Genomic DNA, 13,760 nt, shown 5'->3' with positions numbered 1-13,760 from the left:
TAAGACGACAACTCTAGCTGTCGTCTTTTTATGTTTGAATTAGGCTCAACACTGAAAGTTGACTACGCAATCAAGAAGAAGCATACCTGCAATCACCGCAACTATAAAGACAGGATTCTATTGGAATGTAACCGGCATCGGATTCCGGTTTAAATCATCAAGAATTAATTTTCAGATTGAGCATTAAAATCAATAAAATTACTAATTAAGAATATATTGACATAATTAAAATAGAAATATAGAATGAAAATGTAATTTATATTATAATTTTGAAAGGGAGTATAATTATGAAAAAGTTTTCTGTTATCGCCATCATGATGATCATGCTATTGTCCTTATCGTCCATCGCTTCAGCTGGAACATCGTCACCTATCTATCTTTCAGGCAATGTTTCCTACAAGTTCAGCGCCTACAATCCGAGTTTTAATGGGCATGGAAGTATTGAAATTACGTTGCTCAGAGTCACCCCTAACGGCGACGTTCCAGTAGGCTCCAGGTATTTTACTGTGCGTCCGCTTGAGACAACAACCCAAAAATTGTTGTTAGCTTCCAACCTTCCGGCAGATTACTACAAATTGAGAGTTACAAACTCTGTTGGAACCGTTAATGTTTACTCGGATCAACTGATTCAAGAGTAACACCTTAAAACCATATAACAAATGTAAGACGACAGCTCTGATGCTGCCGTCTTTTTATTTTGAATGCGTATGAATGGAGCCCTTTTTTATTGACCTGCTAGACTAAGCCTCAGCTGAGTTATCGAAATTCCTAGCAAGCAAGATTTATAGATTTTCATTCCATATATTGCATGTTAATCTCTTTGAAGGTTAAAATGCAATTGAACACGTTTATTTCCATTTTAGAGATTTAATTATAGATTCATATTCAGGAGGATTACACTTTGCTAAAACAGGAACGCATACTTTTGGTGGACGATGAGGAAGGCATACTCACCTTATTAGAAATCACCTTAAAAAAAGAGCGATACATTCACATTACTACCTGTACATCCGGCCAGAAAGCCTTGGATTTAGTCCGCGATCATGTGTATGATGTCATTTTATTGGATGTAATGCTTCCAGATATAAGTGGCCTCGAATTGTGTAAGCAGATTCGTAACTTAACAAATACTCCTATCATTTTTGTAACCGCCTGTTCAAGTGATTTTGACAAATTGATCGGTTTTGGAATTGGCGGAGACGATTATATTACCAAACCGTTTAACCCTCTTGAAATTGTAGCCAGAATTCAAGCTTTGTTACGGAGACAAAACTCGTTAAGACACCCCCATCCCGACAAAAATGAAAAAAATGAGCTGCGTTTTGGACCCGTTGCACTGTTGCTTGACCATGCAACGCTTGTAGTAAATGAACATCATCTGGAATGCACAGCCAAGGAACTGGATTTACTTCTTTTCTTTTTTAAGAATCCGAACCGTATTTTCACTTCATCTCAAATCTATGAATTGGTTTGGAAAGAACTTCCTCAGTATGGGGAAGAAAAGACCGTTGCTATGCATATATCTAAAATCAGAAAAAAGCTGGAGTCCAATCCTAAATCTCCTGAGATGATCATCAATTTAAAGGGGATAGGGTATAAATTTGTACCGCCTTTTCATGGAGAACCACAATGAAGATCAAGCTTCGATTTGGTATCCATTTTGTAATTGGTCTCTTTATATGGCTGATGAGCATGGGAATATCAATTATGCTGACGATCGAATTTCTCTTCCCTCTTTTGCACGTGACTGATGGGGATCCTTACTATGATATCTGGGTGCTCCTTGTTTTTCTGATTCACATTACCGCCTGTAGTATAATCTTCAGCTGGTATTTCGGCAGCCCTCTTTGGTATATGATGGGATGGATTTCCAACTTGTCACAAGGAGTTTACTCCCCTCCGGAACTCAAACGATCCCTACTTACCGGAAGTCATACGCATAGGAGACCATATCGGCTTTATCATGAGGTAATTTCTAATATAGACTCTTTATCCATATCACTTCAAAAAGCTAAACAGGATAGAAACAGATTAGAAGAAGCTAAAAAAGATTGGATAGCAGGCATTTCCCATGACCTGAAAACCCCACTTACCTACATAACAGGATATTCAGCCCTGCTCCTGAATGAGGAATACACATGGAGTGAAGAAGAGAAAAAATCTTTTCTACATGAAATCCAAAAAAAAGGATTACATATGGAAGCATTAATACAAGATTTAAATATTTCGCTTCAAATTAATGGTGCACAATGGAAATTACCACTCAACCAAAAAGAAACCAATATCATCTCTTTTCTTAAAAATTTGTTAGCAGATACATGGAATGATCCGCGAGCTTTTTCTTATGAATTGCAATTTAACTCGAAGGAAGAATACATCCCCATAACTTTCGATGAACGATTGATGTACCGTGTCCTACAGAATCTCTTGATGAATTCTATTCTGCATAATCCCCCTGGTACCGCAATTGACGTCACCATACAGAAGGAATCCAATCAGTCCATCTCTATCAAGATAACGGATAACGGGGTAGGTATGGATCAAGAGACCTTAAGCAACCTGTTTCAAAAATATTATCGTGGAACCACAACTATTTCTTCTGAATTTGGTACAGGGCTTGGCATGGCTATTGTGAAAAATTTAATACATGCCCATGGAGGACAAATCTCGGTGGAAAGCACTCCAGGTAATGGTACTTCCTTTACAATTCTACTTCCTTCTGAACTCGTTCCTTGATTAAAATAAAAGTGACCCGCAAGAGGGTCACTTTTATTAAGGTCTTTCCTATAAATAAAAACCGCCCATTCGAATTGAATGTTTATACTTGCAACATTACTTTAAATTGATGCTGCCAGATGAGGAACGGATCGTGAGCAGAGGAACTCCCCCGTCTTCCGATCCTATGACTGCATTTAATCTGCTCCCCGCTCCTTTGGGAATAATATCCTCGGGAGAAGTAAGAGAGGATTTAATACTCCCCGATTCAGTCGATACGTCAAGCTGCAAAGAAGCTGGTTTATTCTCAAAGGCGAAATCAACTGAACCTGTTTCCGTTCTGATCACGCTCTCCTTACCTATTTTCCCATTATGAGATATTTTTATATTTCCAGTGTCATTATTAAGAACAATGTTGCCATTAACGTTTTTCAGGTCGATGCTGCCGGCCGCTACTTCGCCCGTAATCTGACTTCCATCATATCCGTTGATTTTGATGTCACCTGAATCTGTTGAGAGTTGCAGCTCGTCTGCTCGAAGCTCCTCACCAGTAATCTGGCCAGAGGCAGTAATCAGACTCAATTTCCGGTAAGCCTGGGAAGGCAATTCCACATGGAGCGTGGAGTTTTTAAAGTTAATAAAGTTTGAAGATGATCCCAGTTCAATCGAAAGTACACCTCCATTCAGGTCCATTGGCACTTCCTTATCCGCATCAATGCTGACTTTCACCTCTTGACTGCTGGATGGTCGCACTGAAATATTTTGTCCCTCAGTCTTGATGACGACTTCCTGTACCTGCTTTCCTTCAAAGGCCTTGACCTGCTTAGCCGAGCCTGTCTCTAAACCGCATCCTGTTATAAAAACCATTAGGGTAATCGCGCAAACAACAGTAAGTCTTTTAATGTTTTGCTTTTTCATTATATTCTCCTTTAGAGTATTGTTTTTTGTAATCATTTACTTGAACGCCCTTTACTTTTAAGCTTCCCCCGTCCCTCACCTGCTGAGCTATCAGTGCCACACAGAGCGCCAAGAAGATCAGCATTATATACAATCGGTGATTCGTGCTGGATAGTCCCAGGAAATCAAGATACGGAATATTATTGACCGGTCCCAGATACCACCACAACATGTAAATAACCTCAAAGAGTTTGCGAGAACCACTGGAGTATCCAAAAGCAAGAGCCGTTGTTGGAATGAATATTGCGCCGACAATCCACGCAACAAACGATGTCCAACTGCCGTTCAATGCAAATTGAATCAGCACCCCCGATGAAATCAACATGGTGACAAGAATGCCTGAGATCAAGACAGCCGTGAATTTATAAAGGGGCGGACAACTTGATAGCAGCAAATCTTTTGTAAAGAATTGCTGCTCCCTTGTTCCCATTTGCGACCAAATCGCAATAGGAAATAACATGATGACCGGGAGCCAGCTATGGATCTTATCAAGTGGAATCAGTATGCTCCCCACTATGGCACCAGCCGTAAATATATACCACCAGATGGAGAAACCCTTTAACATGATAAGCAATTCCGCCCTGATAAGACGGGTGATTCGGATTTTCTTATCCCTGATTACTGGTGATAACTGATAATCCGTTTTCCCCCTAGGGCTTCCAATCGGGTTCTTATTGCCATGTACATTCACCATCATCAGGCTTCCAATTGCCTTCCCGTCCTTCTGAGACCTGAAACGGGTGAATAACAGCGAGGTCAAGATAACAATCAGGAACGCGATCCCTACCCAAGCAAACCGCATAGTCAACAATTGCGAATCCCATTCAACCCCCTGCCAGTTGAAGGTAGGAATACTTCCTTCTACCGGGTAATAACCAAAACTTCCTCCCTCCTGGCTTGACTCCAGAAACGGATAATGTTCCGTAGCTACCCGAACCATATCAGATCGAATAATATCCAAGCCGAAAACATCCCAAAAACTGTTAGGAACCGCTATTGAAATGACGCTGAACATTATCCAAATTGTGAAGAATATAATATTTCCCACAACGCCCTTCATCCCTGGAAGCACGTCGAACAACACTGTAAGCGCGGCTAGGACAAACAAAGATGGCAGCGCAATAAACAGCAGTGGCAGAAGGTATTCTTTGAGCTGCAAACTGTAGTCTTCCCCCCGGAACATCTGCATAGCTATAAACGCTAGAAGCAGAATTACTTCAAGGACGGCAAGAACTACAAAATTGGACAAGGTTTTTATAAAGATATATCTGAAATTACTGGTTGGCGTAGAAGCTATAATCTGACCAACTTTCAATCTTCCATCTTCGGAAATTTGGCTTCTCAGCATATAGAACCCAAACAACCATAAAATCAAAGTGGATATCATTGCCACCATGCCGCCAAGCCAAGCGGAATTATAGATTCCCCTTACGCCACCAATATAGAATACTTCATATCCGTCGGAAGCAGCCGGCACACAAGCATATCCAAGAAAGATACTTAGAGCTACAACTATCAGGAAAGTGTAGCTTCTCATCTGTTTGATCAAATTATTCTTAATCAAATAATAAAAGATGGTCCAAGTTTTAATCATGATCTGGCCTCTATTGAAGATACGGCGTATAAGTAAGCATCTTCCAATGATGATGGGAGCGGTGAGGCATTCGGTGAAGGCCTAAAATTAGATACAATTCTTGCATGTACTCCGTCACTACGGTGAATCGCACTACTGACCGTGAATTTCTCCTGCAAATCCTGCAAATCATCGGACGGAATAACATTGAGCCATACTTTATTTTCCGCACCTTGGATAAGCTTCTCTGGGGTTGAATACGTAACAAGCCGGCCTTTTGAAAGAATTGCAATGTGTGGGGCAATTGACTCAATATCGGTCACAATGTGAGTGGACAGAATCACAATCCGGTCGGAGGACAAAGTCGAGAGAAGATTCCGGAACCGGATTCGCTCCTCCGGGTCTAGGCCGACAGTCGGCTCGTCGACGATTAACAAGGAAGGGTCATTGAGTAGTGACTGTGCTATCCCCACCCGCTGCTTCATCCCTCCAGAAAAGCTACCCAGAAGTCTTTTCCGGTCATTGGACAGATTTAGCAGTTCGAGTAGTTCATTAATCCGTTGGCGGGCCGATTTCATCGTTAAGCCTTTCATCGCCGCCATATATTCTAGAAAGTCTAATGGATTCATATTAGGATAAACCCCAAAGTCTTGGGGCAGGTAACCGAGTCCAAAACGCAGTTGGTCCGGATTTTTCGCTATATCCATACCATTCCAGGTAATTGTTCCTCCACTAGGTTTCTCGATCGTGGCCAGCATTCGCATTAGAGTAGACTTACCTGCCCCGTTTGGACCTAACAATCCGAGAATACCCGATTTCAATTTTAAATTAATGCCATGCAAGACTTGCTTGGATCCATACACCTTCGTAACATTTTCAATAGCCAGTTCCATTGTGGTCCCCTCCGGCACGTCTAAATTTATTTTCTATTTCATCCATTATTTATTTTCACTATCCTCTGCAAAGTATACTAATTGAAATTAAAAATAGAGTAAAATAATAGCAAATAAAAAATATATTTTAAACGCTCTTAAAATACCAAAATCAACTGTTACACAATACAAATAATAAAGAGCTTGTAAAAATCGATTCTTCAGGGAGTATTCCAATATTTCAAATAAAGCCCCGCACTTACATAGAAAATGTTTAACTGAATTTTATATTTCTAGCGAAATAGGGAAGTATAATAGTAGAAGCATGTATGAAGTCAAAACATTGGAGGACAATCAATATGGGAAGACTTGTTCATTTTGAAATTCATGTCGGGGACATGGAGCGTGCTAAGAAGTTTTATGGCGAGGTATTTGGATGGACGTTCGAGGACTGGAGCGAGTATGCCGGAATGCCTTATTTCGGTGCGGTGACCGGCGATGCGGATCAACTCGGCATCAACGGGGCGTTGGTCCAGCGTAGAGGTGATTCTCCACAACCTGGCCAGTCTGTGAATGGATATGCATGTACGATGGGAGTAGAAGATTACGATTCAACGGAAACCAAAATTATTAATCTTGGCGGCAAGCTCGCACTTCCAAAATATGCACTGCCGGGAATGGCATGGCAAGGGTATTACATGGACACAGAAGGAAATATTTTTGGTATTCATCAGCCGGATAAAAATGCGAAATAGAGTTTGACAATTGTTCGGAACTGCTCATTTTATTCATGCTATGCCTGAACCTGGTGTTTTGAATGAAGGAGTGACTGCAAAAATCCACAACCATATGGTTGTGGATTTTTGCATGGTAAAGAACGTTATACCCCGATCCAACAGCAGCTGACTATAGCTATGAGGTTCGGATTGCCTTTACAATTTAAATTTTAGATTTTAAAGTCGCAGCGCTTCTTAGTTGACGTCCGGATGACATTGCAGCGTATAAGACTTACCGGCTTGTGTTTGAAAAGAGATGACGTTTGCAGACAACTGCCATTCAATTGTTCTTCGGCGCTCACCGTCTATTTCCTCAATAGAGAATGCGCTGTTCGGCCAAGGATTAAAGATGCGGCAAGTTCTGCCCTTCTCACTTTTGATCTCAACGTGCGTGATGTTTTCGTCCGACAGCTCACTGGATACAACAAAAGCCCCAACAGCTCTTAGGTTTTTAAAGCGGGCATTTTTGTCTCCAGGCCAAACAGGGAACAGCCTGATTGCCTGCTCATGACTTTGCATCAGCATTTCGTTAATTGCCGAAGGGACTCCGCTGCAGCACTCGATTCCCCCTCCGCCGAAGAAAATAAACAGGTTCGGGAAGCTATGCTCCAGACACTGGCGGCGAAGCTGCCTCAAAATAATTTCAGGATCATAACCGACACGTGCAGCGGCGGTAAATATCGTTGGGAATCCGTTATAATCCGTCCAGCGATTAATAACCGTAATCGTATCCTTGGCAATTTCCAAAAGCTGTGGATCTGAGTCAAGACCTATCCCGCCTGCGGGCCATATATGCTGGATAGCCAGGGTATTATCCCCCCACCAATCGTACCCTTGCTCTGTTAAGCGGAATATCGTTTTCCCTTCGCGCTCAAAAGTCGGATAATCGCTAATGTGCCCTAAAATATGCGCCCACTTCTCATGCCGATCCGCATCGAGCTGTAACTGCCCGGAAATATCGATTAGCCCTTTAAATAACATCCGGATGAGCGCTAATGAAAGGATCGGATTCATATCCTCCAGGCCGCGGTCCCAATCATCATTATCGTGCGACTCTGTATAGGTTCCGACTTCATGGATAGCATCACGGTAAATGACGTAACGGCCATCCTCGAAGGTCAGATAATCCTCCCAAAAATTCGCTGTCTCAATCAGGAACGGGTACACCAGGCGGGCATAATCCAAATCATACGTATAGTAAAACCGCATCAGCATGTTGACTGTACTTAACGCCGAGTTGCTCTTCTGTCCCAGAAACATGTGACCGTGCTCATAAGGTGTATTACACAATGCAGTAGGCAAACCTTTCGGGCCAATGCCGACATCATAATAGATCCCTCTGCAGCCCAAATATTCATCGGCATAGCGGCGGCCATTCTCCATATACTCCAGCAGCGGCGTATCATACGGTTCGCTCAGTTCGACGTGGTTGGACGAATAAACACCCCACCATGGGGCCTGATAATTGTAATTCAAATGATAATCTCCAGCCCATTCCGGGTTATCCGTCGTGATCCAATTGCCAAATAAACCGGGAGCGAACTTCTTGTTGCGGCTGCAGCAAGCCATAATGTAATGGGAGCCATACCAGAACTTCTCGAGCAGCTCATCCCCGATTTCGATAGCAGACTTTGCCCAGAACTGACTCCACCATTGAGCGTGCTCCAAACGCATCGAATCAATCCGATTCTCGTCAATACGTCCTACTTTCCCGATCGACCCCTGAAAATAATTTTCCTCATCATGATTCGTTGCCACATAAGCAATAATATATTGTTTCGTTCCAGGCTGTAATTCAAATGAATGACTGCCCGCCGAGCAACGCATGGCAATAACACCTTCTGTCGGCCATTCGATGTCCTCACCCGTGAATTTCCGTGTCGCCCATGCAACATCGCCATCTTGGCCGTACCCCGTTGCCGATTCATTCCCTTGCTGTACCCACAGGTCAAGCGTCACCGATACCGCTTGTCTTTCACAATTCAGCTCCACGATTAGCGCATTTTCCATTGCTGAAATCCAGGAGGTCATGCTGACCGATGCTGCAGCTCCATGAAAGGTCGACACGACGTTTGCTTCATCCAGTCTCTGCTCACTATAATAGGAAGCATTCTTCAAATCGGGCATATGAATATCGATCCCGCCGAGCAGGCATGGACTTCCATTCGAATACATCAGCTTTGCCTTCCAAAAATCCGTTTTCGATATCCATAACCGCTGCTTTTCAGCATTGCCGCTAATTGTAACACCAAGATCGCCATTCCCGATTACCGGGCTGTCGACGACCTTGTCCGTAGGTACTATTTTCGGCGGTTCCGTGAAGACCCCTTTATATTTCTCCAATCTTTGTTTCCATTCCAAAGCTTTCATGCTATAGCCACCACCAATTTTTAGTGTTCGAATTATGCCTGTCTCGCTATGTTGCGTACATTGCCGTCTCTCCATAGTTGCTCTAAAAAATCTGGCAAAACCAATTTTGCAGAATGAGTTTTAATATGTTTCCGCTTACAATAAACAATACAATTATTGAACATCTGTGTCAATAAAATAATGATAAAGTTTGATTTACTCAATAATTATAATACAGAAGTCAATTGAAACACACGAATATACCTTTAAATTCAAAATAAACAGCGATTTCTTGAAATTCAGAAAGAAGTTTCAAAAGATCGCTGTTTATGTTTTTATAGAGCTGGCCTTTCAGGCTTTAAATGACAGTCATGATGAAATCGGGTTCACAGACTCCCCGATATAAACTTTCGAGTTGCACACTTGGCCATAGGAATACGGGTCTTCATTGCCGTCTATCAGGTTCAGCAGCATTCTTGCGGCACATTGTCCCATTTCATAAAACGGCTGGGTGACTCCAGTTACATTTAATTTAATTTTACGGTTTAAATTCTCGGCATCATAGGTCACAAGTGATATATCTTCAGGTATACGATAATTCAAATTTTCAAAGGAACGGATTGCAGCCTCGGCAATTTGATCATTCGCTGTAAAAACGGCCGTGAACCTCATCTCCTTCATTTTTTTCTCCAGAACTTCACAATATGTATCAAATTCATCGGAGAAATCCTCAAACCTCGTTGAAATGAAGACTTCGAATTCATCGTTATATTCCAGGTTTGAATCAATTATTGCCTGTTTGAATCCCAAAAGCCGTTCATTTACCGTACTTACATTTGAATTTTTAATAAATAATATTCTCCGATGCCCTTGTTGAATCAGCAGCTTGGTCAGGTTGTAAGCACCAGCAATATTATCGCTTGTGACATACGGGACATTCGAGTTGTAGATAATCCGGTCCAAACTTACATGTTTGATCCCATTGTCCTGAAGCAAAGAGAAGATCCGATTATTGATCTCTTCGTGCCCTTGGCTCATGAACGGGCTTAAGATTACCCCTTCTACTTTTCTTTCCACCGCCCCCCGTACAAGGGACTCCAGCTTTTCAAGATTGCGGTCATCACTTGAGCTTAGCAAATGATAGCCGCGTAAAAACAAGGCATCTTCAACGCCTCTCAAGGCGGTCGCCCAGATCGGATTATCAATGCCGAAAACAAACGCAGCCACTAGACGTGTGCCGCTTTGCAGAGGTCCCCTCCCTTTATTCATGAAGGTCCCTCTCCTGCTATCCCGAATGAGCCAGCCTTCCTCCGCCAGTTCTTTGACAGCCTTTTCAATGGTATTCACACTAGACTCATAATATTGGGCAAATTCCCGGCTGGATGGCAATCTGTAGCCTTCAGTCCATTCTCCGATCATCAGCCTTCGTTTAATATCTTCCTTGATAACCGCATACTTCGCCACGCCTTACATTCCCCTCGTCAGATCTTATTTCCCACTGTACCCTCCGCATTTATCTGTGTCAAGTTTATTGATACACGGGGAAAATCAGTTGCCTCCGATTTGATTGGCCAAAACACACATTTATTAATCACTCATCCGAATTGAACAGGCTTCTACCTGCCGCGGTGTGATGCTGGGAACTTTGCATACAGGTTAATCCGCTTTGGCTAACACGCTGATTAATAAATCTCGAAGTTTTTGTTCTTCTGAACTGCCCTCTGTACGAAATCTTTTTAGTTCCATTCCAAATTTTTTAAAAATATTTTCCTTTTTCCTATCTCGATCCATTTGTTCAGGATTGTTCTCATGAAAAGCGAATCCGTCCACCTCAATTGCCAGCGATATCGACCTATCAAGTTTATGATAAATGACAAAATCAACAGATGATCGATGCTTCACAAACTTGCGTTCTTCTTCATCTAAACGATCTAGGTCAGGAAACAAGTTTAATAACAATATTTGGTTTCCGACTTCAAAATCATTAAAAATAGGCTCCTTCAACACTTTATCGATTAAGGCGTGCATAATGTTCTCGCTATGATGTCTTGATTTATTAAAAAAACGCACACGTTCACGAAAGCTTTGAAGCGTTTCTGAATATTCCTTGTACAATAAGTCAAACACTGAAGTAATCTCGCTGTTTACTACATTGTCATCCAGCGTGCTATATTCCATATACCGCATGAGATCTCCCACTTCATTCCCATACTTGTGAAAAGCAGATTGATCGGTCACTAAAATAAATTGCTTCTGCGCCCTTGATACTGCCACATTAATCATGCAAGGATCATTCACAAATTTCATCCCCATGCTTCCAGCTCTTGTCCGATCAAGCACTGTAGACATGATCATAATGGGCTTCTCGCGTCCCTGATACTTATGAATAGTGTCGATCTCAATATTTGAGGTGAATTTCTGAGCGGCTTTCTCCACCTGCTTACGATAAGGAGTCACAAAGCCGATATCCGCATGACCGGCTGCAGTTTCGGAATACCCCAACAGAATTTCCTGTTCAATAACGTCAAGTTCTCTCGCATTGAACTTTCCTTTTTTACCGTGGGTTAATTCCCTCATATGATTTCCTAGAGCTGTCCTGTAGATCAATAGAGGCGATTCGGAGGACTCCAGACCGGTAAAAGCAATTAATTCGCCGTTATAATATTTTCTGTTGCAGAATTCAATAATATGAGGGTGACAGCGATAATGCTCTCTTAATATTATTTTTGGAACAGATTCGCCATATAAAGCCAACATAGATGATAATAAGCTATGCTCAAAATATCCGTAAGCTGGATCCATATATGAAGTTGCCGCGGATTGAATTTTCTGTTCGATTCCCTGGTCAACGATCTGCGGCAGCTGCTTGGTGTCCCCTACAATGATGGCCTGCTTGCAGCAAGATAGAGCCAACGCACCTGTCAGCAAATCAACCTGTGAGGCTTCATCAATAATACAATAATCAAACAAATAGTTCGCGGGGACACAATTCCGTAATGAGTGGGTAGTACTCAGTACGATTGGGTAATGCTCGATGAAGGTTTTAAAGTTGTTGCTGCGAGTGTATGTCTTTTCATTAACGTCAACAGCTCTACGATTATAATATTTATCATGTAAGCGATGACGAAAGAGCACTTCAGAGTACCTCTGGTGCTGATCCATTAAGGCTTGATAGTCTTGAGAATTCAATTCTGCCTCAAGTTCTTTAATACGACCGTTTAATTCCTCCACCCTTAAAACGTAAAAATTCCTTTGAAAATTCAAAATAACGTCCAATCCCTGATTTTTCAATCGCTTGAAATCCGTAAAACCGTGTTTGAAAAATAACTTAAATTGATATAAAAGCTTATATTTCCTTTTGATCTCTACAGCCAGGAAGCTGTCTTTCATAAACTCCAAAACACGCTTTGATGTTTGCCGATAGAATGAAAGCTTCTTTAGAGGCTCAACATTCTGCTTTGCATAATAATGCTCAAAGTGCTCTTGCTCAAGCAAGTAGGCCATTAATTGTTGTTTAAGCTGCGCCTTTTCTCTATCAAGGTTCATCAAAAGTAGAACACGTTGATCCAACTCTTTGATTTTAGCGTTTAATTCGTCTTCCGACATATCGCTTGACCAATCCGATACGTCCCAATCTGGCAGATTGGCAAAAAACTTTTTCTTATTGTCTTGCTTGCCTAAACTGGCAACAAAAAAGTGATAGCCTTGCTTTTCCATCTTTTCTTGTACATTCAATACAGCAGCATTGTTACCAGAAACAACGGCTACCTTTTTACCTTGCATAATCGCCAAATTTGCAAGAATGTTTAATATCGTCTGGGTTTTTCCCGTACCTGGAGGCCCTTCAATTATGCTGATCGAGCTTTTTAATGCATGCTCAAGCGCAGCCCTTTGGCTCAAATTGTACCTGAATGGAAAAATAGGTTCACTTGTAACCAATACATCACTCTTTATGGGATTCTTCAATAAATAGTGGCTCAAGGCGCTATTCGGATCTACATATTTTAATTTAGCAAATTGCTTACTCAAAAAGTTTTCCTTGTTTCCCTGGTCATCCTCACTCTTTACAAATTGAGAAATAGCTCTCCAGTAATCCATGATATGGTAAGCAGTAACGTTCTTTATAGTACTTTGTTTAACTTCTATTCGCTTGCTATCATATGTCCGAATATCTCCATTATTAAAACATACGCGAACCTTAACACCGAAATCTAATATCCGTTTCACATTATTAAAGGGATACTCATCACAGAAAACAGCCATATCTTCCTGTATTTCTTGAACGATTGGCTCTAATATTTGAATATCAATAGGCTGGTATTTATAGACCTTGGAAGACCCTTTATAAACAATATATACAAACGGAGAAACTAAATCATATGAGGATATATCCTTGGTTTTGTCGTCACCTTTAATGATGATCATAAATCTCTCTTCGTCCATAGCAGCCTCTCAATACGTGTAGTCATGTAATATACTGAGTCTTCTATAAAATGGATGAATATTCCTGCCTTGAGA

10 protein-coding genes are annotated in these 13,760 nt (G+C 41.5%); 4 read left to right on the top strand and 6 right to left on the bottom strand.

Annotated features, from left to right (window positions below; all coding sequences use genetic code 11):
- Positions 1 to 287 precede the first annotated feature (287 nt).
- The 3 genes from H583_RS0103960 to H583_RS0103950 all read left to right on the top strand — a co-directional run bounded on the left by H583_RS0103960 (position 288) and on the right by H583_RS0103950 (position 2,736).
- Positions 288 to 638: a hypothetical protein gene (locus H583_RS0103960; protein WP_028559334.1), complete on the top strand. Its 351-nt coding sequence runs from the start codon at positions 288 to 290 to the stop codon at positions 636 to 638.
- A gap of 263 nt (positions 639 to 901) precedes the next feature.
- Positions 902 to 1,633 (top strand): response regulator transcription factor, encoded by a 732-nt coding sequence (locus H583_RS0103955; protein ID WP_028559333.1) that lies wholly within the window; start codon positions 902 to 904, stop codon positions 1,631 to 1,633.
- Positions 1,630 to 2,736 carry a sensor histidine kinase gene (locus tag H583_RS0103950; protein WP_028559332.1) on the top strand — a complete coding sequence of 369 codons (1,107 nt, stop codon included), beginning with the start codon at positions 1,630 to 1,632 and terminating at the stop codon, positions 2,734 to 2,736. The genes H583_RS0103955 and H583_RS0103950 overlap by 4 nt, the downstream gene beginning before the upstream one ends.
- A gap of 96 nt (positions 2,737 to 2,832) precedes the next feature.
- On the opposite strand, the gene H583_RS0103945 is transcribed toward H583_RS0103950, so the two are convergent.
- The 3 genes from H583_RS0103945 to H583_RS0103935 are packed head-to-tail and all read right to left on the bottom strand — an operon-like array spanning position 2,833 to position 6,138.
- Positions 2,833 to 3,633, bottom strand: coding sequence for a DUF4097 family beta strand repeat-containing protein (locus H583_RS0103945; protein WP_028559331.1), 801 nt, complete (start codon positions 3,631 to 3,633; stop codon positions 2,833 to 2,835).
- On the bottom strand, positions 3,614 to 5,266 hold the full coding sequence (locus H583_RS31825; RefSeq protein ID WP_036708432.1) for a hypothetical protein: 1,653 nt from the start codon (positions 5,264 to 5,266) through the stop codon (positions 3,614 to 3,616). Before H583_RS31825 ends, H583_RS0103945 begins: the two co-directional genes overlap by 20 nt.
- Complete coding sequence (locus H583_RS0103935) at positions 5,263 to 6,138, bottom strand: ABC transporter ATP-binding protein (protein ID WP_028559330.1); 876 nt, start codon at positions 6,136 to 6,138, stop codon at positions 5,263 to 5,265. Before H583_RS0103935 ends, H583_RS31825 begins: the two co-directional genes overlap by 4 nt.
- A 338-nt stretch (positions 6,139 to 6,476) precedes the next feature.
- Here H583_RS0103935 and H583_RS0103930 point away from each other — a divergent pair, with 338 nt between their 5' ends.
- The gene (locus H583_RS0103930; RefSeq protein ID WP_028559329.1) at positions 6,477 to 6,872 is read left to right on the top strand and encodes a VOC family protein; all 396 of its coding nucleotides are present in this window, start codon (positions 6,477 to 6,479) and stop codon (positions 6,870 to 6,872) included.
- Between the two features lie 216 nt (positions 6,873 to 7,088).
- Here H583_RS0103930 and H583_RS31820 read toward each other — a convergent pair whose 3' ends face one another.
- From H583_RS31820 to H583_RS0103915, 3 genes are all read right to left on the bottom strand, one after another.
- A complete protein-coding gene (locus H583_RS31820; protein ID WP_051235957.1) occupies positions 7,089 to 9,263 on the bottom strand; it encodes a glycosyl hydrolase family 95 catalytic domain-containing protein in 2,175 nt (724 codons plus the stop codon).
- A 348-nt stretch (positions 9,264 to 9,611) separates the two neighbouring features.
- Positions 9,612 to 10,706: a GntR family transcriptional regulator gene (locus H583_RS0103920; RefSeq protein WP_028559328.1), complete on the bottom strand. Its 1,095-nt coding sequence runs from the start codon at positions 10,704 to 10,706 to the stop codon at positions 9,612 to 9,614.
- Between the two features lie 192 nt (positions 10,707 to 10,898).
- Positions 10,899 to 13,685 (bottom strand): AAA domain-containing protein, encoded by a 2,787-nt coding sequence (locus H583_RS0103915; protein ID WP_028559327.1) that lies wholly within the window; start codon positions 13,683 to 13,685, stop codon positions 10,899 to 10,901.
- Positions 13,686 to 13,760: the final 75 nt, after the last annotated feature.

The organism is Paenibacillus pinihumi DSM 23905 = JCM 16419, from assembly GCF_000422505.1.
In the GTDB taxonomy this organism is placed as follows: domain Bacteria; phylum Bacillota; class Bacilli; order Paenibacillales; family Paenibacillaceae; genus Paenibacillus_D; species Paenibacillus_D pinihumi.
This window is presented reverse-complemented; position numbering and strand designations above follow the sequence as displayed.

Coding starts and splice junctions, on each gene's coding strand:
- H583_RS0103960 (WP_028559334.1), top strand. CDS start 288: ATGAAAAAGTTTTCTGTTATCGCCATCATGATGATCATGCTATTGTCC.
- H583_RS0103950 (WP_028559332.1), top strand. CDS start 1,630: ATGAAGATCAAGCTTCGATTTGGTATCCATTTTGTAATTGGTCTCTTT.
- H583_RS0103945 (WP_028559331.1), bottom strand. CDS start 3,633: ATGAAAAAGCAAAACATTAAAAGACTTACTGTTGTTTGCGCGATTACC.
- H583_RS31825 (WP_036708432.1), bottom strand. CDS start 5,266: ATGATTAAAACTTGGACCATCTTTTATTATTTGATTAAGAATAATTTG.
- H583_RS0103935 (WP_028559330.1), bottom strand. CDS start 6,138: ATGGAACTGGCTATTGAAAATGTTACGAAGGTGTATGGATCCAAGCAA.
- H583_RS0103930 (WP_028559329.1), top strand. CDS start 6,477: ATGGGAAGACTTGTTCATTTTGAAATTCATGTCGGGGACATGGAGCGT.
- H583_RS31820 (WP_051235957.1), bottom strand. CDS start 9,263: ATGAAAGCTTTGGAATGGAAACAAAGATTGGAGAAATATAAAGGGGTC.
- H583_RS0103915 (WP_028559327.1), bottom strand. CDS start 13,685: ATGGACGAAGAGAGATTTATGATCATCATTAAAGGTGACGACAAAACC.